The organism is Sphingomonas pollutisoli (assembly GCF_029167165.1).
GTDB lineage: Bacteria > Pseudomonadota > Alphaproteobacteria > Sphingomonadales > Sphingomonadaceae > Sphingomonas > Sphingomonas pollutisoli.
On the sequence record NZ_JARFNJ010000001.1, the window covers coordinates 248778 to 270724 of the forward strand.

Annotated in this window: 14 protein-coding genes and 1 pseudogene; 5 read left to right on the plus strand and 10 right to left on the minus strand. The window is 65.0% G+C overall.

What is annotated here, in order from left to right:
* Positions 1-281: 281 nt before the first annotated feature.
* On the plus strand, positions 282-2381 hold the full coding sequence (locus tag PX554_RS01130) for a beta-galactosidase (protein ID WP_275498226.1): 2100 nt from the start codon (positions 282-284) through the stop codon (positions 2379-2381).
* 72 nt (positions 2382-2453) lie between these two features.
* Entirely contained in the window at positions 2454-3314 is an 861-nt protein-coding gene (locus PX554_RS01135) for a hypothetical protein (RefSeq protein WP_275498228.1), read from the plus strand.
* On the opposite strand, the gene PX554_RS01140 is transcribed toward PX554_RS01135, so the two are convergent.
* The 4 genes from PX554_RS01140 to PX554_RS01155 all read right to left on the minus strand — a co-directional run bounded on the left by PX554_RS01140 (position 3230) and on the right by PX554_RS01155 (position 8500).
* The gene (locus PX554_RS01140) at positions 3230-4513 is read right to left on the minus strand and encodes a ComEC/Rec2 family competence protein (RefSeq protein WP_093225393.1); all 1284 of its coding nucleotides are present in this window, start codon (positions 4511-4513) and stop codon (positions 3230-3232) included. The two genes, PX554_RS01135 and PX554_RS01140, sit on opposite strands and share 85 nt — an antisense overlap.
* A gap of 2 nt (positions 4514-4515) precedes the next feature.
* Positions 4516-6867, minus strand: a complete 2352-nt coding sequence (locus PX554_RS01145; RefSeq protein WP_275498231.1) for a TonB-dependent receptor domain-containing protein — start codon at positions 6865-6867, stop codon at positions 4516-4518.
* Between the two features lie 87 nt (positions 6868-6954).
* Positions 6955-7959, minus strand: coding sequence for a FecR family protein (locus tag PX554_RS01150; RefSeq protein ID WP_275498233.1), 1005 nt, complete (start codon positions 7957-7959; stop codon positions 6955-6957).
* On the minus strand, positions 7901-8500 hold the full coding sequence (locus PX554_RS01155; protein ID WP_275498236.1) for an RNA polymerase sigma factor: 600 nt from the start codon (positions 8498-8500) through the stop codon (positions 7901-7903). The genes PX554_RS01150 and PX554_RS01155 overlap by 59 nt, the downstream gene beginning before the upstream one ends.
* A gap of 285 nt (positions 8501-8785) precedes the next feature.
* On the opposite strand from PX554_RS01155, the gene PX554_RS01160 reads away from it, so the two are divergent.
* Entirely contained in the window at positions 8786-11449 is a 2664-nt protein-coding gene (locus PX554_RS01160; RefSeq protein WP_275498238.1) for a TonB-dependent receptor, read from the plus strand.
* Positions 11449-12540 carry a Ca2+-dependent phosphoinositide-specific phospholipase C gene (locus PX554_RS01165; RefSeq protein WP_275498240.1) on the plus strand — a complete coding sequence of 364 codons (1092 nt, stop codon included), beginning with the start codon at positions 11449-11451 and terminating at the stop codon, positions 12538-12540. Before PX554_RS01160 ends, PX554_RS01165 begins: the two co-directional genes overlap by 1 nt.
* Before the next feature lie 180 nt (positions 12541-12720).
* Here PX554_RS01165 and PX554_RS01170 read toward each other — a convergent pair.
* From PX554_RS01170 to PX554_RS01185, 4 genes and pseudogenes are all read right to left on the minus strand, one after another.
* A pseudogene (locus PX554_RS01170) lies at positions 12721-13137 on the minus strand (transposase); the annotation flags it as partial.
* Positions 13138-13245: 108 nt separating this feature from the next.
* Positions 13246-14715 carry a tryptophan halogenase family protein gene (locus PX554_RS01175; protein ID WP_275498242.1) on the minus strand — a complete coding sequence of 490 codons (1470 nt, stop codon included), beginning with the start codon at positions 14713-14715 and terminating at the stop codon, positions 13246-13248.
* 2 nt (positions 14716-14717) lie between these two features.
* Positions 14718-16754 carry a glucosidase family protein gene (locus PX554_RS01180; protein ID WP_275498244.1) on the minus strand — a complete coding sequence of 679 codons (2037 nt, stop codon included), beginning with the start codon at positions 16752-16754 and terminating at the stop codon, positions 14718-14720.
* A gap of 72 nt (positions 16755-16826) precedes the next feature.
* Entirely contained in the window at positions 16827-19472 is a 2646-nt protein-coding gene (locus tag PX554_RS01185; RefSeq protein ID WP_275498245.1) for a TonB-dependent receptor domain-containing protein, read from the minus strand.
* A 203-nt stretch (positions 19473-19675) separates the two neighbouring features.
* On the opposite strand from PX554_RS01185, the gene PX554_RS01190 reads away from it, so the two are divergent.
* A complete protein-coding gene (locus PX554_RS01190; protein ID WP_275498248.1) occupies positions 19676-20212 on the plus strand; it encodes an MAPEG family protein in 537 nt (178 codons plus the stop codon).
* Between the two features lie 93 nt (positions 20213-20305).
* On the opposite strand, the gene PX554_RS01195 is transcribed toward PX554_RS01190, so the two are convergent.
* Positions 20306-21271: a quinone oxidoreductase family protein gene (locus tag PX554_RS01195; protein WP_275498250.1), complete on the minus strand. Its 966-nt coding sequence runs from the start codon at positions 21269-21271 to the stop codon at positions 20306-20308.
* A 40-nt stretch (positions 21272-21311) separates the two neighbouring features.
* The gene (locus PX554_RS01200) at positions 21312-21878 is read right to left on the minus strand and encodes a TetR/AcrR family transcriptional regulator (protein WP_275498251.1); all 567 of its coding nucleotides are present in this window, start codon (positions 21876-21878) and stop codon (positions 21312-21314) included.
* Between the last annotated feature and the right edge of the window lie 69 nt (positions 21879-21947).

Genomic DNA, 21947 nt, shown 5'->3' on the forward strand with positions numbered 1-21947 from the left:
TATATGAAATCAACTTCGCATATATGCGATCATCATGTACCAAACCTTCGGCAACCGTATCCATCGGCAACGGGAGAAAGGGACAGTGGCAGCGACGTAGCGGTCACTCGCGTGGTGCGGTCTCAGTGTTTAGGCTGAACCGGGATCCCGCCCGCAACCTGTGCCAGTATTCGGCGCCCTGCGGATACCGCCGGACAAGACCTGATCGGGCTGGCGGCGGGACGCTTCTCGCACGATGCGATCGATAGCTGGGAAACGATAAGACGGAGAGGGACTTAGCGATGGAAGGCAGGATTATGCAGCGGTTCGGGAAAGCACTCGCATTGGCCGCGGTGGCGCTCCCGGCAGCGACGCAGGCGCAGGTGCCCGACACCATCCTGTACGGCGTCGCCTATTATGACGAGTACACGCCGGTTGACCGCGTCGATGAGGACGCGCGGATGATGAAAGCGGCAGGGATCAGCGTTGTCCGCATCGCGGAATCGACATGGGGCACCTTGGAACCGCAGCCTGGGGTGTTCGATTTCAGCCATGTCGATCGCATGCTCGCCGCGATGCATAAGCAGGGCATCAAGGTAATTGTTGGGACGCCCACCTATGCGGTTCCGACATGGCTCGCGCGGCAGCATCCGAATGTGCTCGTCGTCGGCCGCGACGGCGTCCGTGCGCAATATGGCACCCGGCAGAACATGGACATCACCGATCCTGACTATCGGGCCGCGGCCGAGCGGGTGATCGTCGCGCTGGTGGACCATGTGAAGGATCATCCTGCGGTGATCGGCTACCAACTCGACAACGAGACCAAGCCCTATGGCACCAGCGGTCCCGCTGTGCAGGCGGCGTTTGTCCAATCGCTCAAGGCGAAGTGGCCGACCCTCGATGCACTGAACAAGGCGTGGGGCCTGAATTACTGGTCCAACCGGATCAACCGGTGGGAGGATTTTCCGTCGACCAACGGCTCGATCAACGCCAGCATGTCGAACGCTTTCGCCGCCTACCAGCGCAGCCTCGTCGCCGACTTCCTGGCCTGGCAGGCCAAGCTCGTGCGCGCCCATGCCCGGCCCGGCCAGTTCATGACGCAGAACTTCGATCTGGGCTGGCGTGAGGGGTCCTACGGCATCCAGCCGGAGGTCGATCACTGGAAGGCGGGGCGATCGCTCGATATCGCCGGCATCGACATCTATCATCCGACCCAGGACAAGCTGACCGGCGCGGAGATCGCCTTTGGGGGCGACGAGGCCCGCTCGATCCGCAATGGGCAGAATTACCTGGTGCTCGAAACCGAGGCGCAGGGGTTCCCGCAATGGACGCCCTATCCCGGCCAGCTTCGCCTGCAAGCGTTCAGCCATCTCGCGTCGGGCGCGCAGATGGTCGAATATTGGCACTGGGCGACGACCGCCCACGCGGTCGAAACCTATTGGCGCGGGCTGCTGTCGCAGGACTACAAGCCCAACGCGGAATATGAAGCGGCGAAGGGGATCGGTGCCGACATCGCGCGCCTCGGCCCGAAGCTGGCAGGCATGACGAAGCACAACAAGGTCGCCGTCTATGTCAGCAACGCCGCCCAGACCGCGTTCAATTCTTTCAAACCAAACGGCGTAGAGTACAACCGGGTGCTGCGCCCGTTCTACGACGCACTCTATCGAATGAACGTCGAGGCCGACATCCTGTCGCCCGACAGCACGCAGAAGCTCGATGATTACAAACTCATCGTGGTGCCTGCACTTTACGCGGCGAGCGACGCCGAGATCGCGCGGCTCAATGACTACGCCAAGCGCGGCGGCCATTTGCTCTACACGTTCAAAAGCGGCTTTTCGGACGAGAACACGAAGGTCCGCTATGCCGCACAGCCGGGGGCGATCGCCGAAGCGGCGGGCGTCACCTATCAGGAGTTCACGATTCCTGTCGGGGTCACGCTGGCGGGCAATCCGTTCGGAGTTTCGGATGCCGACAACACGCCGCGGTGGTGGATGGAGATGTTGAAGCCCACCACGGCCGAGGTGGTGGCGCGCTACCAGCATCCGTCGTGGCCGGCTGCCGCCGCGATGACCCGTAACCACTGGGGCAAAGGCGAGGTCAGCTACGTCGGCTTCATGCCGAGCGATGCGCTTGCCGAAAAGATCGTCGCCGCCGAGGTGGCGCGTGCGGGCGTAGAGCCATCGGTTGCGGGCGTGCACTTCCCGCTGATCGTGCGCGGGGGCACGTTGAAGAACGGCCACACGGTCCGTTACGTGCTCAACTATTCGGCTGTGCCACAGCATATGGCGGCCCCCGCCGCGGGCACCGAACTTTTGCACGGACGCAAGGTACAGCGTGGGGGACAGATCGACCTAGCCGCATGGGACGTCGCCATCATCGAGGAAGACGGGCGATCCGACTGATACGGCGCCACGCGAACGCCTGCTCGCTGGAGAACCCGCGGCGTTCGCAGGACTCAGCGAAGGAGAGATTGCGTGAACGAGAAGACAATGCCGCATCGCTGGGCCATCACGCGGCGAGCACTGCTCGGAAGCGGTGCTGGCGCGGCGATCGCATCGAGCGGGCTGGTGCAAGCCGCGACAAGGGTGGCCCCGCCGGATCTCTTGATCCGTTCGGGCGATCTGTCGATTGCCGTCACGGCCTTGAGCGATCGTGCGTTCCGCGTCCGCGTCGCCCCTTTAGGGGCGCCGCCCGCCACGCCGAGCGAGATGCTGGCGCCCAGCGCGAAGCCGCCAACTCCAAAGCGCACGCGGGACGATGGCCGAACGCGGCTAACGCTCCCGAATGCGCAATGTGTGTGGGATGAAGCGACCGGCTGCCTGTCGTTCCATGACGGTGCCGGCAACCTGCTCCTGAGCGAAGTGCCCGGATCGCGCCACATCACGCAATCGACGATCCGCAACGAGCCAACGTTGGCCGTAACGCAGGGCTTTGCCAGCCCGGCCGACGAACGCCTCTACGGCACGGGTTGTTTTCAGGATGGTCATCTCGACATTCGGGGTCTGCCACGCCGCGCTATTGGCTGCTCCCCGAGCATCTGCGGCTTGAGTCCAACTTCGCGCCGCTGGCCAAGGGCGCGTTTTGAAGAATGCGCCGGGGCACCGGTCAGCGGCTTTAGCGCAAAGTCTTGCCCGTGCATCCCGCGTAGCAGGTCAATCTGCTCAGGCGGCAGCGTCCCTTCGCCGGTGACATCGCTGACGCCGGCCTTCTCGACCGACGGTCTCGTGGCGGCCACGCTGCTCGGGACGGCTCACGCTATCCGCGGCAGTTTGGCCAATCGCTCGCGGCTAACGGAGGTGATGCTGTCCCGCTCGTCCCGGCTGTCGGTGACATAGATCCTGTAGCGGCCATCGGCGTGTACCCGGACCACGACATTGCCTTCGGTACTCTTCACCTGTGGCAGAAAGCGCGCATTGATCGCGCGGCTGGCGGGATCGAGCCTCGTTATGAATACATCACGTGGAGACCGGCCGCGCCATGCGTTCGACAAGCGTTGTAGCGAGGACATCGCCGGGTGAGTCGCGTGCCAAGCCTGGATCACATAGGTGTCCGCGTCGAGCGCGCGTGTGAAACCCGGCCGGCACGCGTCGAAATAGCCGTGATGATCCGCCGATGCGACATCGACCCGGCCAGCCGCTTCGACGATCGGCGTCTCCACGTCGAGCCAAGGCACGGTGCCATCATGCGTATCGGCCACGAGATCACCACCGGCGAAATAGCGGAAGCCGCCGTAGGCGAGCACCATTGCGATCGACATGTGGTTCTCTTCGGGCGTCGCCTCTGGCGTCCACGACGATTTCGGCGCGAGCAGGTCGCGCGAGCGGCCCTCTGCGCCTGTCCAAACGCGACCGTCTCCACCCACGAACCGCAAAGTGAAGGCTCCCGCTCGCCGAGAGGTGACCTGTCGAGCCGATCCGACGGCGACCTTCTCGACACGGCGCCCGGCCTTCACCCTGGCCTTCAGCCAAGCGAGGTGGTTCACGGCAAAGGGGGCCGAAGTGAGCGGGAGCGAGGCGTAATCCGGAAAACCGCGGTCTATCACCGTCTGCGCGGGCATAAGCGCGTCCACTTCGCTCAGGCCGGTCAGAATATATCCCTCAGATGCCCTCCGGTCGCCCATGAGCGGTGAGCCGACGTGATCCGGATGAACATGCGTTGCGATCATGTAATCTAGCGAGGTGCGGCCCGCGGCGCGCGCATGTCGCAAGGCATAGCGCGCCACCGCCTCCCCAGCCGATCGCGCGCCGTCGGGTCGCAACGGGGTTGATGCCGGCGGCCCTCCGCGTGTCGCGCCGCAGTCGATCAGCAGCGTGGTGCCATCCGGCCCGAGCACGAAGGTCGCGTTGCCGACGCCCGTGTCGATGTGGTGGATGTCGAGCGTGCCTGGGCTCCAGGGCGGAAGGGTCTGCGGTTCGGTCCCCGCCGCCTTCCCGGTTGGAAGCGCAAGCGAGATGCCGCCGAGCAGCCCGCCCAGGAGAACGACGCGCCGCTCGAACGACGATTCGTCCCACCGCGTGATAAGCCGATTCCACATGGTCAGAAGCGCGCGCTCAGGCTCGCGCCGATGATGCGCGGTTCACCCAGATAGCGCCCGAGCACGACCTGGTTTGACGGGATCAGCACGTAATCGCGATTGAGCAGGTTTCGCGCGAATACGGTCAGGCTGTAGCGTCGATCCAGCGTCGCCAGACCGATGGAGCCATTGACCAGGGAATAAGCCGGTACGGACAGCGTCCCTTCCTGCGTCGCGCCAGTGAAATACTGCGAGGTGTAGGAATAGACGGCGTTCCCGATCAGGCGAACGCGGCCCAGCGGCGCGTCGATGTCGAGCATGGCGGAGGCTTTGTCTTTGGGCGACGAGCCGAGACGATTACCGGTAAGCACGGCCCCGCCGGGGATGACGAAGCGGTCGTACCGGGTATCGAGCCAGCCATAGGTGCCGGTCAGCGTGGCCCAGCGTGTCGGCTTGACGGCGACCTGCGCCTCAATGCCATGGATCGTGGCCTTGCCCGCGTTCGTGATGTTCAGCACGCGGGTGAGATTGTTGAAATACAATTCCTGCTTGTTGCGGTATTTCGAGACGAACCCGTCAAGATCCGCGGTCAACCTTCCGCCGAACAGCGCGGTCTTGAGGCCGCCTTCGATATTCTCGAGCGTTTCCGGCTCGAAAGCCGCGTCGAACGCAGCCTTGGTCGCCGCCTGCGTGTTGAACCCACCGGCGGTATAGCCGCGCGAATAGGTCACGTAGAGCATCGTCGAGCCGACCGGTTTGATCTGCAACGATGCACGCGGGGTAAACTGGCTCCAGTTCCGGGTCGCATTGGTCTCGGCGAAATTACCGGCGCCGTTGATTGAGTTCGAGAAGGCGAGGTCGGCCGCCTTGTGATCCCTGGTGTAGCGCGCGCCGCCCGTCACCGACAGGAACGGCGTGAGGTTCAGCGTGCCGTTGAGGAAGACCGCGGCGGTCTGGCTCAGCGCGCGGCCCTGCCAGAGTTGGTTGGTGACGAGCGCGCCGGTCCGCGCGGCGAGCGCGGTCTGGTTGAGGCGACGGCTGGAAACATCCGATGCGAGATAGAGGCCCGCGACGAACCGCCCGCGCCGCCACTCGGGCGACGCGAGCCGGATCTCCTGCGAGAAAGAGGAGACGTGATCCCGGTCGTCAGTCAGCGCCTGGCTCTGCGTGCCGGTCAGGAAGATGTAGTTGGCCGCGACGTTGGAATAGATGTCGATCGAGTGCGATCCGCGCCACGCGGTAACGCTGGTCACCTGCCCCATACCGGTATCGAGGAACAGGCGCGCCGAGCCGCCATAGACGGCGCGACTGAAATTTTGCGGCGTGCCGCTCTCGGCGGTACGCGGATCGCCATCACTGCCAGCACCGATCGAGGAGAGCGTACGGCCACCGGCGCTATCCGCCGCATAGTCGCCGCCGATCAGCGCCTCTAGGCGATCGCTTACGCGCAGGCGAAGCTGGCCGCGCGTATTGACGCTGTCGAGATTGTCCAACGCCTGACCGGTCAATCGATCGCGACCCCAGCCGTCGTGGCGGCGCGCCGAAAAGGCGATGCGGCCGGCGGCATCGTTGCCCAAACCGACATCGGCCAACGCGTCCAGTTCGGCGGTGCGGTAGGACGCGCCGGTGATGCGCATCCGCATATCGGATTGGCCGTAAGAGGGACGACCGGTGTCGAACACGAGGGCGCCTCCCGTCACGTTCTTGCCGAACAAGGTGCCCTGGGGCCCGCGCAACACCTGGATCGATTCGAGCCCGAAGAGCTGGAACGTCGAGGCGCTGTTGCGTGGTATGTAGACGTCATCGACGAAAATGCCGACCGGCTTGTCGACCCCGATCTGGCTGAACGTGTTGGTCGCGCCTCGAACGGCGATCACCGGTGAGCCGATGCTGAAGTTGGATATCAGCAACCCCGGCGTGATGCGGGAGAGGTCGCGCAATTCGTTGATCCGCGCCGTCTCGATGGTCTGCCGGCCGATCGCGGTGATCGAAATCGGCACGTCGCGTGCGCGCTCCAGGCGGCGCTGAGCGGTGACGAGGATGTCCGCCGTCATGTCCGCGGCGTTTCCCACCGCGGCCGCACGCAGGACGATGACGCCGCCTTTGTCCGATACGACTTCGAGACCGGTGCCGCCGATCAGAGTCTTGAGGGCGACGCGCGTATCGAGCGTGCCATTGACGGGCTGGCTTGTCACGGCCGTCGCAAGGTCAGCAGGCGCGATGACCTGAAGGCCGCTCTGGCGTGCAAACATCGACAGCGCGGCAGAAACGCTCTGAGCTGGTATATCGAAGCGTGCCGTCCGCGCCACGGCGGACATCGGCGATAGCGCGCCGACGATCGCCGCCATCGACAGCAGCGTGTTTCTCGAGATCATGTCACCCCCAAGCCGTTGCGGGCGCATTGCCCAACCGCGCTTAGGATGCGGTTCGCGGGGCTTCCCGCCATGCGCCGGCCAAATTTTTCAAGTTTTCGAGAGGATCACTTCGTTGCCCCGACGGACGCTCTTCAAGCCCAGGCTTAAAGCCACGTTCTCGGCGAAGCCGGCGGGGTCGCTGGTCGCATAAACGCCAGCGATGTGGAGATTGGCGATCGCAGGATCGGTGACGCGAATCCTCAGGTCCGAATATCGGCTGAATTCCTCGGCCGCCTCCGCAAGCGTCATACCCTGAAGGTCGATCCTGCCGCCACGCCAAGCCAGCGCGCTGTCGATCTGCGACGGGTTGAGCGTCTCTATCACTGGCGAGGCGGCGGCGTCCACGGCGAAGGCGATGCCGGCATGGACTTGCCCCAGGACATCCTGCCGCCGGGTCACCTCAACGATCCCTTCCGTCACGACGACCTTGACGGCACCCAAGGCGGTGCGCCGCACGGTGAAGCTCGTCCCCACTGCGCGCACGCTGAACTCGCCGACGTAAACAACGAAGGGTCGTTTAGGGTCTTTCGCGACGTCGAACAGCGCCTCGCCCTTGAGAAGATCGACCTTGCGTAGCGTATCGGTGAGCGATGGGCGGAGTTCTGTCATGGTGTTGAGCGTCACCGTGGAGCCCTCACCCAACGCGACTTCCCGAACCGCGCCTCTCGCTGTCCCGATCGTCCGCCGCTTTGGCGCGGCACCTCGCCGCTGCAACGTGAAGATGCTCAGACTCGCCGCGCAGGCGGCGGCTGCGCTCGCGGCGACGGCGATGACGCGACGCCGGCTCGGCGCCTCTACAGGCTGGTGCCTGGTGACATAATCCTCGCCGAGCGCGACGGCGCGATCGAGATGGAGGTTCACCGCCATCGCGCGCGCATAAGCGCCGGCACGCCGGGTATCCTGGGCGGCCCATGATGCGAGCGCCTGCTGCTCAGTGTCGGAAAGTGCGCCGCGATCGAGGCGCGCGACCCAATCCGCCGCCGCCCGCTCGATATCAGCGGCGCTCTCGCGCGGTCCTGTCGGTTCCATCGGCGTTGTGCGGTTCATGGTCATAAGATGGCGCGACGCGACGCTTTCCGCCACGTCCAATCACATGGCCGAGTAGGCCGAGCGCCTTCCCGATATGCTTTTCCACGGTATTCTCGGAGACCGACATCGCCGACGCGACCTCGCGCTGGCTAAAACCCCGCACCTTGCGGAGGACGAACGCTTCGCGGCACTTGGGCGGCAGCGCATCGATCAATTCCGAAAGCCGCCCCAATTCCTGCCGCCCGGCCGCGATCGCCTCGGGCGAAGGCATTTCGTCGGGGATCAGCAGCGCATCGAATTCGGCGATCGCGCTGAACGCGACCACCCGCGATTGCCGAAAGCTCTGAAGGATGACCGACTTCGCGACCTCGAAAAAATAGATCCGCGGATGATGGATATGATCTACCGACTGGAGACCCGCGAGGATTGCGTAACTCTCCTGAACGACGTCATCGACATCGAGTCCGGGCATGGCGCGCCGCTTGAGCCATGAGCGTAGTTCGGGCTCGTGCACGAGGATGTGCTTTGTCAGCCACAAGGCTCTGTCCGGCGTCGCGAGCGTCATTCGACCCGCTATGTCCATCGAAGATGACAAACTGGCGACGGGAACTGACAATGCTGCCGTGTGCATCAAATGCTGCCGCGAACGCTCCGATCAACGTACGAATTGTCAGCGCTACGAAGATCCATAGCATTGTGCCACGAGCGCGAAGACCCGTCGCCGTTCGCCGCGTGAGCCGATAAGCTTCATTGTTTGGTCATCTTGGTGTAACCCTATCGCACGCAAAGCGTAACGATCTGCATCTACGCGCCCCTCCCAGCAGCAAAAGCTGGCTGCGGGGGAACACGAATGTCGAGCTATTCACGCCTGTTCCGGGCGACGCTGCCGTTCACGTTGGCGGCCTTGGGGATCACACAACCAGCCGCGGCGCAAACGAAGGCCGCTGTTCCGAACACAGGCGAACAGGCGCGTGCGGCCGGTACCGAAGGCGTGGACGACATCGTCGTGACCGGCTCCTACGCGCAGAGCCTCGCGGCGGCGGCGGAAACCAAGCGCATGGCGGGCTTTGGCGTCGACGCGATCAACGCCACCGACATTGGCAAATTCCCGGCGCAGAACGTCGCGGAAGCGTTGCAGCTCGTACCCGGCGTGGCGATCACCCGCCCGCGCGGCGAAGGCTTGTACATCAGCGTTCGCGGCCTCGGTCCGCAATTCCAGAACACGCTGCTGAACGGCCGACCGATCGCCATAAATGATCTCATCGAGAACGGCGGCGCCAACGGCCGCCAGTTCCGGTTCGAGATGCTGCCGGCCGAATTCGTCTCGCAGATCGACGTCGTGAAAACGCCGACCGCCGACATGACGGAGGGCGCGCTCGGCGGCAACATCGACGTGCACACCTTCCGTCCGCTCGAGGTCGGCACCAAGACCACGCTCAACCTGCGCGGCACCTACACGACGCTGACGGACAAGGTGAAACCAAACGCGACCGCGCTCAGCAGCTTCAAGAGCGGCAACGGCACCTTCGGCATCCTCGCCGCCGCGCAATATTGGGGCAAGTCGGTCCGCAACGACCGCACCTACAATACCGGCTGGTACCTCGATAAATTCAGCTCCGCGCTCGGTTCCGGCTTCTACACGCCCGGCCGCACGCGTCCGACGGTGGAAACCGAGGACCGCAAGCGCCTGTCCGGGCTGATCTCGGCGCAGTGGCAACCGACGCCCGAATTGCAGACGACGCTCGACGTGCTCGCGACGCGGCTGGACGTCGCCTATGACGAGTTCGGGCTCGACATCTATCCCGACGATTCGAGCGTCGCCGGGCACAAACCGGTGATCGTGCCCGGATCGGTAAAGCTCGACGGCGATACCGTGGTGGCTGCGACGATCAACGACGTGCGCTTCATGGGCACGCGCGAGTACAGCCTCAACCGCCATGACCTCATCACCATCGGCCTCAAGCAGGTGTGGAATCCCGCGGGGTGGAACATCGTCGCGAACGCCAACTGGTCGTATGCGCACAGCTTCCACCCGAGCTACGCCGAAGGCACCGTCCGCAGCCGTATCCGGTTCTTCGCGCCGCTGAGCTACGATGCGTCCGGCGGCTACAAGGTCGCCCCGACGATCACCACGCCGACCAACGTGCTCAATCCGGCGAACTACACGCTCTACCCCTTCAACATCGCACCCAAGAACAGCAAGGATTGGGACCGCTACGTCCGGCTCGACATCGACCATGAGATGGACGGCTTCATCACCAAGCTGTCCGCCGGCGGCGAATATCACTCACGCAAGCGCGACTACCGCCGCCGGGACTTCACGGTGAACCCGGCCGCCAACACCACGCTCACCGGCTTCGCGCCCAACGGCTTTGAGCAGATCCCGTTCGATGATTTCCTGTCAGGCGTGCCGGGCAACTATCCCCGCACCTGGATCGTGCCGATCACCAGCGCGTTCTACGACAAGCTGTTTACGGACGCCGTCGCCAACGCCCCGCTCGCCGCCGCCGATCTGCGCGCGTCGTACGTCGTCACCGAGAAGACAGCGGGCGGCTACGTGCGCGCCGACTATGCCTTCGCGCTCGGCGGAATTCCGGTCACCGGCAACGTCGGCGTTCGCTATGTCCACACCGATCAGGTGGCGAGCGGTACGCTCACCACCGGCAACGTGGCGACCCCGGCCAGCTTTCCGCAGACCTTCAACGACTGGTTGCCGAGCTTCAACCTGCGCGCCGAGCTTACGCACGATCTCGTCGGACGTCTCGCCGCGAGCCGGGTGCTGACCCGGCCGAACGTGACACAGAGCGCACCGCAGATCAGCGTTTCGACCGATCAGCCCACCGCGAGCGGCGGCAATCCGGCGCTGAAGCCTTTCCTCGCCACCCAGTTCGATGCGTCGCTCGAATGGTATTTCAACCGCCAAGGCTCGCTGACCGGCGCGTTGTTCTACAAGGCGATGGACGACTATATCACCGCGCAGAACATCAACGTCGAGATCCCGGGCCGCGGCACGGTGCTGCTCAGCACGCAGGTGAATGGCGGCAAGGCCAAGGTCTATGGCGCGGAAGCGGCGTATAACCAGGTGTTCACCTTCCTGCCGGCGCCGTTCGACGGTCTCGGCTTCCAGGCGTCCTACACCCATACCTCGGTGCAGGCGAACTACACGGCCGGTGCGCGCCCGATCAAGGATCAGTTGATCGGCCTGTCCAAGAACAGCTTCAACGTCGTCGGCTTCTACGACAAGGGACCGCTGTCCACCCGCCTGTCGTACACGTGGCGCGACAAGTATCTGACCGGCATCGGCAGCACCACGCAGGCGACCACCACGCAGGCGGCATTCGGGTCGCTCGACGGCAATCTCTCGGTCCGCGCCACCAGCCGCCTGATGTTCAGCGTCGAGGCGATCAACATCGCCAATGCGAACACCTACAGCTACAATGAAAAGGAAATCCGGTTCGGCGAGATCAACAATTACGGCCGCACCGTGCTGTTCGGCGTGCGGGCGCAGTTCTGATGATCAGAGCCACTCTTCTTGGCCTCGCGGCGCTGGCGCTCGGCGGTGCCGCCCCACCACTCAGGATGAACGACATCCAGGTCGTCGGCTCGCACAACAGCTTCAAGGCGCGCATCCCGAACGCGGTTATGGCGAAAATCCGCAAGGTGGAACCGAAGCTCGCTCAGGGGCTCGACTATTATCATCTGCCGCTCGCGCAGCAGCTTGATCGGGGGGTGCGCCAGCTTGAGATCGACATCTTCGCCGATCCCCAGGGCGGCCGCTATGCCGATCCCAAAGGCGAGGAATTGGCGCGCGCCGCCGGCGAGACGACCAGCTTTGATCGCGCGGCGATGCTCGATGCCGGCTTCAAGGCGTTCCATATTCCTGACGTGGATTACATCAGCACCTGCATCACGCTACGCCGGTGCCTGGGCGAGATCGACCGCTGGTCGCGCGGGCACCCCGACCACCTCCCGATCATGATCACCATCAACGCCGCCGACACGCCCTCGAACCGGCCTGGGATAAGCGATCCGATTCCGCTCGATGATCCGAAACTGCTCGACGCACTGGATGGCGAAATCCGCTCGGCGTTCCCCGGCCATCGGCTCATCACGCCTGACGAGGTCCGGGGCAGTGCACCGACGCTGCGGCAAGCTATACGGGAACACGGCTGGCCGACTCTGTCGGCGGCGCGGGGCCGGGTCTTCATCCTTTTCGATGTTCGAAAGGACGTCTCGGAGACATACCGCAAGGGGCACCCGGCGCTTGCCGGGCGGGCAATGTTCGGCTGGTACTCGGAAGAAGACTCCGATGCCGCGATACAGATCGTCCAGGATCCGATCGTGGATGAGACCAAGATCCGGCGCTGGGTCGAGCAGGGGCTGATCGTGCGGACCCGCACCGACGCGAACACCGTGGAGGCGCGCGCGAACGACTTCACCAAGGCGCGTGCCGCGATGTGGAGCGGCGCGCAGGCGGTGAGCACCGATTATTATCCGGGCGCGCCCGACCCGCTGCGCACGGGCTTCACCGTGACATTGCCCGAGGGGCAAATGGCCCGATGCAGTCCGGTGCGGGTACCGGCCGGTTGCAGACTGCGGCCGTGAGGACCGTGGCATTATCATCTGCGTCACGGCTTCCTCCGGCTCTCGTCAAGCCGTCTCGCCGCGACGACGAGGCGCCGCTCATCGTCGAACGGACGGTTGGTGATGCGGCAGGCCGAACACGCTGCCCATTATCCGGCAGTTGGTGGATTGGATAGACGACGGGCCGGGCTGCCCCCGACGTCAGGGTTTTGGAGTCTGATTCAAAACTGATTGGCGCGATTTCCTGATCTGGCGGCAAATGACGGGCTGGATCGAGGCGATGAACAGCCATGCGGTTGCCGATGCGATGGTCTGCTCGCAGTCTTGGCGAGCCGGCGGTTTCGGTTGAGCCAGGCGAGGGTCTGTTCGACGACCCAGCGTCGAGGCCGCACCGCGCAGCCTTTTGCGGCATCGGATCGCTTGATGATCCCGATGGTCCACTTGCCGATGCGGCGGAGGCGTGCTCGAGTTTGTTGCCAGCGTAGTCTCCATCCGCAAATACATGACGCACCGCGAGAAGCGGCCGGCGATCCCCGCGAGCACCAACGGCGCGCCGTCCCGGTCTTGGATGTCGGCGGTGTGGATCACGGCGTGGACGAGATTACCTTCGGCATCGGTCCACATCGTTGTATCCACGCTAGTTCTTCGCGCCCGCCTGAATCAACGACAGGCAAAGCCGTCAAGCTAACCTGCTGCTACCATTCACCTTAATCTCCGATCAGGCTCTCAGACGCTGGAAAGTCTCGACACGGTTTCTTTGATCGCGCCCCGGACGGCTTGCAATTGCGCACGATTGTCGCTGTCGGACATGACGTCGAGGAGGGGGTTATAATCCTGCGCACGCACGCCCTGCCCGCTCAGCACCGCGAACCAACTCGCGTCCCGGAACAATTCGTCGGGGGCGAGCATGATCCGCCCCGAGGCGCGGAACTGGTCGATCTTGTAGGCGAGCGTCTCGGGGATCGGCATCGTCTGGCAATGCTGCCATAGCGGCTCGTTACGACCGTACGTGCGGTGATAATGGAGGATCACGAAGTCGCGGATCTCCTCGATCTCCCGCGCGGACAGGCGATTGTACTGTTCGGCGAGCAAAGGATTCATGTCGGCGCGCGGGAACAGCGACAGCAACTTGCCGATACCGCTCTGGATGAGATGGATGCTCGTCGATTCGAGCGGTTCGAGGAACCCGCTCGCCAGCCCGATCGCCACCACGTTGCCGACCCATGCGCGGTTACGCCGGCCGGGGGTGAAGCGGATCAGGCGCGGGTCCGCGATCGGCGGCGACTCCATCGCGCCGACGAGCAGCGCGCGTGCGTCATCCACATCCTGAAAACGTGTCGAGAAGACATAGCCGTTGCCGACCCGGTGCTGGAGCGGGATGCGCCAGCGCCACCCCGCCTCCTGCGCGGTCGCTTGCGTGTATGGCGTGACCTGCGCCTCCGCCGCCGATGGCGCCGCCCACGCGGCATCGCAGGGCAGCCAGCGCGGCCAATCCTCGTATCCGGCGTGCATCGTTTGCTCGATCAGTAGCCCGCGAAAGCCCGAGCAATCGACGAACAGATCGCCCGCGACCTGCGCGCCGCCTTCGAGGACGAGCGCGCGGACGTGGCCGCTCGCCTCGTCCTGCTCGACGCTGACGACCTTACCCTCGCGCCGGACCACGCCCCGCGCTTCGGCCAGCCCACGCAGATGCGCGGCATAGCGCGCGGCGTCGAAGTGAAAGGCATAGCCGAGCGTTGACAGCAAGGAGCGCGGGTCGCCGACCGGCTTGGCGAAGCGGCGCGCGCGCGCCAGTTGCGTGGTGAGCGAGAAGACCTCGATCGGCGCTTCTTCGCCGGCGAGCCAGGCGCGGGCGAGTCGATGCGGGAACGTCGCTCCATCGCCCGGGCTGCCATAGGTGCCGAACGGATGGAAATAGGCGCTGCCCTCGCCCTGCCAGCCGCGAAACTCGATGCCGAGTTTCCACGTCGCGCCGGTGTCCGCCATGAAGCGCGCTTCGTCGATGCCGACCAGGCCGTTGAACCAGTGGATCGTCGGGATCGTCGCCTCGCCCACGCCCACCGTGCCGATCTCCTCGGATTCGACCAGCGTGATCGTCGTGCCGCTACGTTCGAGCGCCTTGGAGAGCGCCGCCGCGGTCATCCATCCAGCGGTGCCGCCGCCGAGAATGACGACCTCGCGGACCGGCTCCGCCATGCTCAGCGCGCCTCGCAGGCGGGAGCGCCGACCGGACGCTTCACCGCGAGATAGACCGTGCTCCACAGTTGCGCGGCGTTGGATTCGTCCGCGTCCGCGCCGCTCTCTCCGAACGCGGCGATATGGTAGCCGCCGTCAGTGTAGCGCCACGACCAGAGTTCGGAACTCTGCACGCTGCCGCTCGTATCAATGGCTTGCCACAGGCTCGCTTGCGTGGCGCGCAGCCGTTTGCAGGTGGCGGCGGGCAAGTCCCTGCGGGCGAGTTGGCGCGCGAGGCCAGCGGCGACAAGTGCCTGCTGCCACGACCAGATCACCGTGCCGTGGTAGGCGGTCGGCCCGAACCGCGCCTGAAGTTCGGGCGTCGCGAACACCGGATTGGCGACCAGCATGCCGACCCCGGTCATCAGCCCGGCGGGGAACGGGTTCGATATCGTCGCGCTCGCGGTGTCGAGCGCGGCCGGCGCGGGATGCCCGAACAGCATCGCGAAGCCGTCGTCGGAGTTTTCGATCGGCACCGGCTTGCCTTGAGCATCGAGCGCGATCGCGGTGAAGCGCGTCGGCGCGTCGCCGGCCACCGATAGCGCCGGTGCCGCGGGCACGCCCGCCAGCTTTGCGTAGCGTTCGATCGCGGCGCGGGCAGCGCCGGCGGAAACGCTTTGCGCGAACAGACCGGGCGCGCGCGCGGACCATGTCGCCGCCATCGTGTTCAACCCGGCGAGCGCGACCTTGTCCGCGGGTTTGAGGTACGGAGACAGCAATCCCGCGCGCGCCATCGCATCGATCGACTGGAGCGCGGCGGGCACCAGCACCGCATTGATATCGTACGGATAGCGGCCACCGCCGAGCCCATCGTTGCTGTCACGCCATTCGCCCGCATCCATGCCCTTGGTGAGCGAGATGAGGTTGCTCCAGCGCGGATCGCGCGCGAACGGCGTCGCGCGGGCGACGACGAAGCGCGCGTTGCGCACCAGCGCGTCACCCAACCGCTCGCCGCCTACCCGCTGCGCGAGAAAGGCTCGCGCGCGGGCGCGGCCGCGTGCATCATCGACCAGCCACGCGCTCGCGACGGGTGCGAGCAGGAACGGGCTGTCGACCATCTTGTAATCGTAGGTCGGCGCGGACGACGCCGGATCACCCGCGCGGCGATGATCGAGCACGGCGAACTCGCCGATATCTTCCTCATGCGCGACGTTGCCCTCCGGCGACAGCCGCTCCAGAACCGAGCGCAGCCCCGTCTCGACGGCTTCGGGCTGCAAGGCGGGCATCAGCAACCGGACCGACATCAGCGTGTCGCGACCGAAATAGGTGAGGAAGCGCCAGGAGCCCGCCAGGAATTTCTCATGATAGCTGAGAAACTGGAGTGCCGCGCGCGCCTGCGGATCGGCAGCGGCGGCGCGGTTGAGCAAAGTACCCGGCGCGAACGGCGTCAGCGGCGTTTCGCCGGTGAGCGCGGTGACCGTCACCGTGATTGTACCGTCCGCCGCGGCGGTCAGCGTCGTGCCGTCGAGCGTGCCGTGATCGACATGGACGCTCAGGGCATAGCCGGGGGCGCCATCGAGCCGGTCGCGCGACCAGCTGAGATCGCTGCCATGCGCCTGCACCGGAGTGTCGAGTTCGGCGGGCGCGGTGCCGAGCGCCTGATAGTCGCGCAGCACACGCACGCTGGTGAGCAGCGCGCGCTTGACGGCGAGGCGCGGCGTGCGGATCGTCGCGGTGAACGTGACGCCGTGAAGCGGTCGCCCGCGTCGGTCGGTGGTGGTGCGCGGGCGCGCGGGCGCCTTCATCTGCCATTCGGCAGGCGCCGCGACACGGTCGAACCAGAGCCCCACGCCGCTGTTGCCGGCGGGGAATGCGACCAGCACGCGCGGGTCTTGCCCCGAGCGCAGCAGGACATGGGCCGCGACCGGGCCTTGCTGCGTGAAGCTGTTGAGGTTCAGTCCCTCGCGCTGCCCGACATCCGCCCGCAGCGGTGTTGCCAAACCGACGCAAGAGGCAGCGAGCGCAATCAGGGCGACCGGACGATACGAGGCGCGCGGCATGAGGGTTCGCTCCTGCAAGAAAGGGCGTGGCCGGATGCGCACATCCGGCCACGATCCACGTGTGACGTGAGCTTACAGTTTGATCGTCGCGCTGACGATCGCGTTGCGGCCATAAATCGCCCGGCCATAGAAATAGCCGTTGACGATCGTCTGGGTCTGGCCTTGCCGCGGGTTGCCTTCGGTGAAGCCCTTGGTGTCGGTCAGATTGTCCACGCTGACGTTGATGTTGAAGCGCTCGGTGACGTTCACGCTCGCGCCGACCGAGAACACGCTGTAATCGGGCAGCGACACGCCATTGCCGGCATCGGCGAAGATCTTGCCGATATACTTCCAGCGCCCGTAGATCTCGCCAAGGCCGCCCGGCAGCACGAACGACGGCGTAACGGTCAGCAGCTTCTTGGGCGTGCGCTCGGGCGTGTTGCCGTTGTAATTGCCCGCGATCGGCGCGCTGAACGTGAGGTTGGTCAGCTTCGGATCCTGATAGACGCCGCTCACCCCCAGGCTGAAGAAGCTGATCGGGTGAATGTCGGCATCGACCTGAACGCCGTTGGTCCGGCTGTCGGCCAGCGCGTTGGTCTGCACCGACGGATTGTCGGGGTTGATGATCTGATACGACAGATCGTTGATCTCGGTCCGGAACCCGATCACCGACGCGTTGAAGCCCGGCCAGCGCAACCGAACGCCACCCTCGTACAGCGTCAGTCCGGTCGGCTTGTGCGTGCCGCCGGTGTCGCCGCCGTTGGTCTGGAAGCCATAGGCGCCGCGTGCGTAGAGCGACACGTGATCGGTGAGTTCGTAGTTGATGCCGCCGGTGTAGGCGGCCTTGTCGAACGACGCCGAGGTGCGGGTATATTGGCCGCTGAACGTGCTGCCGACGTTTTGCACCAATCCGGGCGTGCCGGGTGGAACCGGCGCTGGGGTTTGTGCCTCCGTCCCGATCGCCACGCCGACATGCTGATGCTCGAAGCGCGCGCCGAAGTCGATGTGCAGCTTATCGCCGATCTTGAGTTCGTCGTTGAAATAGCCGTTGATCGAGTTGACCTGGTCCTGGAAGATCCCCTGCCCCCAGTTGCCGTAATTGACCATGCCGCTGTTGGTGAGCGATCCCAGCACGTTGCCACCCGCGCCCAGCGCGACCAGATCATAGACGTGCGAGTTGCTGGTCACGTCGTTGATGACGGTGGCGACCGCCGACTGATCGTTCTTGCGGCGCACGTTGTAGAACATCGCGCCGATGGTGAGCGAGTTGTCGATCGCGCCGCTGCTGGCATCCCACTTGACGCCGAAATTGCTGCCGAAATCCTTGGTGGACAGCGTCTGGTGGTTGAGCACCGTCTGTTGCAGCAACCCGTTGCCGTTGAGCGCGGCGAGCGCGGCGGTGTTGCTCGCCGGGATGACCGCGCCGGTCTGGATATCACGCAGGCCATATTGCGCGGTGCCGGGGAAAGCGGCCGCCGCAGCGGTGAAATATGGCACGCCGCCGACCGACACCGAGTTCAACGGCGATACCGCCGGGTTCAAATAATCCTGTGCAGACGTCAGTCCGGCCGTGCCGGCACCCGAGCCGGGGAAGATGCCGTTGAAGTCGTAATAGCCGTCGAGATAGCGGACATGCGCGAACACGCTGACGTGGTCGGAAACCGGCTTGTCGATGTCGATCCGATAGGTATCCGCCTTGACGCGGACGCCGGTGGTCGAGCGGAACGAGCGCAGGCTGTTGCCGGTCGCCGGGCTATCGGGCACGTTGAAGTTCGTGAAGTAGCGGCCGCCCACGTCGCCGGTCTTGAGATCAAGGCCGGGGATGCTGCTGATGTCGCCGTTGCTGCTCACCTTGAACGGCATGTCGGCGTAATAGGGGTTGTGCTGGTCGATCCGCTTGTAGGTCAGGCGGATGGTGCCGCCGTCGTCGAAGCGCTTCTCCAGCATCGCCTTGACGTTATAGCCCTCGAAGCTGAACGGGGTGTCGCGCACGCCCTTCTGCGACTGGACGTAGCCGCCGACGCTGAACGCGAGATTGTTGGCGATCGGTGCGGAGAAATATGCGTCGGTGCGCAAGTCGCCATAGCTGGCGCCGGTGAAGCGCGCCGAAGCGACGGCCTTGTCGTAGCTGGGCTTGAGCGAGATGAAGTTGATCGTCGCACCAGCGCCGTTGGGCGCGAGCACGCCCGAGGTACCGCCCTCGACGGCTTCGAGCCGCGCCGTGGTGATGTCCTGCTGGAAATAGAAGTCCGCGCCACCGCCGCCGTAGAGGATCGGCATGCCATCCTCTTCGAGCGTGATGAACGCCTGCGACCCGCCACGCAGGCCGCGCACCGAATAGTTGTTCGAGATCGGGCCGGCGGTACCCTCGACGAAAACGCCCGGCACCAGTTCGAGCGTCTCCGCGACCGAGCGCGGTGCCTTGCGCGCGATATCGGCGGCGCTCGCGAGCGTCACGTTCGACGAGCTGTTGAATAGCGTGCGCTTGCCGGAGGTGTTGCCGGTGACGATGATGTCGGCCATCTGCGCGCCATCGTCCGCGGGCGGCTGCGCGCCCGGCGGGGTGCGCGGCTCGGCCGCGTTCTGCGCCGCTTCCGCGGTCTGATTCGCGGGCGCGGTGTTGGCGGGGGTGGCGGCGGCTGGATCGCTGCTCGCCTGCTGGGCAAGCGCGGGGCCGCACACGAGCGTGGCACCCCCCGCGAGCAGCGTCGCGCGGATGGTGAGGGTAAGCTTTGACATGGAACGGTTCCTCCTGCGGGCCGATCTGATCGTCGGGCTCCGAGGCGGCTGCCGATACGCCCATTACGCGTGCGCTTCAATTTGATGGCACAAACAAGAATGACGTGTTGCAGATACGACACGGGCGGCGGCGCAATCGGCTCGCCGGACACCGGTCGTTGGTTCATGTGCAACCAGGTCCGTCTGGTGGTAGAGTTGACGGAATGCTTCCCCTCAACAACTTCCAGCGCGAACAACGTGGCGTTGCGATCAGGATGGTGGCGGCGCTCTGTATCACTGTCGTGGTGGTGGCAGCATGCCTCGAGTTGACAGACCCGACGCCTCTCCCGCTGGCGGATCGCCTGATCGTCGTTGGAAGGGCAGACCTGTTGGTTCTCGTCTGGCTTGCAGCGACGATCGGAAACGTCGCGCGACTACGGTTCTTCTCGGCCAACGATATCGCGGGGAGCGCCTCTACTATCGGTACTGACCGTGTAAGCCGCGCCGACGCAGTTTTGCAAAATACCTTGGAGCAGGTGGTGTTGGCCGTCCCGATCCATGTCGCGCTCGCGGTGCTCGTTCAGTCGTCGTCCGCGCTGATCATTGCGCTCGCGCTCCTTTTCGCCATCGGTCGTTTCCTGTTCTGGATCGGATATGCGAATGGCGCGCGATCGCGGGCGTTCGGGTTCGCCTTGACCTTCTATCCGAGCGTCGCGGGGCTCGTCATCGCCATGACCACGGCGGCGCGATTGTCGCTGTAGCCAGGTGAGGAGGGCGGTGATGGCGCGATCCACCCTCGAAACTGTATTTCGGCGGCAGTCATCGGGCCACTCCCATGCCACGCAAGCGGCGCGTCAAGGGATGAGAAGCAGCTTGCCTGTGGTCGCCCGGCTCTCCATCTTCGCATGCGCGACAGCCGCATCGGCCAAGCCGAATGTCGTCGCTGGCGTCAACTGCAGCTTGCCGTCCCGAACCCAGCCGAACAAACGCGCGGCGCGCTCGCGCAACAGCTCGGGGGTGGGGATGTGATCGAAGAACACAGCGTACCCGATTTTGACGCTCCTCGGCAGGCTCATGAGGTTGAAGGCGCTTGGCTCGCCGAGCACCGGACCATACCAGCAAAACGTGCCCGAGCGCCGAAGCGCGTCAAGCGACCCCTGGAACGTCACGGGGCCTGATCCATCATAGACCACGTCGACGCCCACTCCACCGGTGAGCTGGCGGACCTGATCCGCAAAGCGCCCCTCCCCATCAACAATGACGTGGTCCGCTCCAGCCGCTTTGGCGGTATCTATCTTAGCGGCGCTGGAGACCCGCCCGATCACCGTACCACCGCGTAACTTGATGATTTGAGACAGAATCTGTCCCAGCCCGCCCGCAGCCGCATGAACCAGCGCGACGTCGCCCGGCTTCACCGGGTAAAAATCTGTCGCGAAGTGGCTGGCCGTCAACCCTTGCATCATCAGCGACGCAGCCGTGACATCGGCGATATCGTCCGGCACCCGCACGAGCGAATCGGCGGGCACCGCGACCCGCTCGGCATAGCTTGAGGGCGCGAACACCCACGCCACCCGGTCGCCCACGCGAAAGTCCACCACGCCGGGGCCGACGTCGAGCACGCGCCCGGCACCTTCAACGCCGAGGATCGTCGGCTTATACCCGCCGCCGACCAAACCGCGCCGCGCGCCAATATCCATGAAGTTCACGCCGGCCGCCGCGACCTCGACCATCACGTGGCCAGGGCCCGCGACGGGTTCGGGCACGTCGGCATAGCGCATTACCTCGGCGCCGCCTGCCCCGTTCAACGTGACTGCTTTCATCTCAAACTCCTTGAACGATCATTCCAAAACACGATAAAAATTAGCGCAGCGCGCGTAGTGCGAGGTCGACCAGAGCGGCGAGATGCTCGGGCGAGGCACCGCCGCGCGCGGCGATACGGAGTCCAGCGATCGACGCGACGATGAAGGTCGCGATCGTTGCCGGATCGAGATCGATCGCGATATCACCCTCAGCCTGTCCGCGCTCGACCGTGCGGATGAGTAGATCCCGCAGAGCGCCGCCGATCGCGGTGCGGATTTCGGTCAACTCGGCGTGAAGCTGGCCGAACTCGACGATCGAGCCGACGCCCAGACACCCCCGCTCCGCTTCGCCGACGCCCCTCTCCAGCATTGCGCGTATGCCGTCGATCGCTGCGGGCCGGCTGGCGAGTGCCTCGCGGTGTGCGTTCGTCTCGCAGAGTCCGTAACGGCGTACCGCAGCCCGGTAGATCCCCCATTTGTCACCGAATGTGTTGTAGAGGCTCTGCCGCCCGATCCCCATGGCATCGACGAGCATCTGTGCCGAAGTGCCCTCGTAGCCATGCTCGCGAAACACCCCGACCGCGGCATCGATCGCCGCATCCTCATCGAATTCCTTTGGTCTTGCCATGCACCTGAGATAGGATATTTGAACGATTGTTCAATATGCCGCGCGCGGATTTCGATGCCGCAATGACGA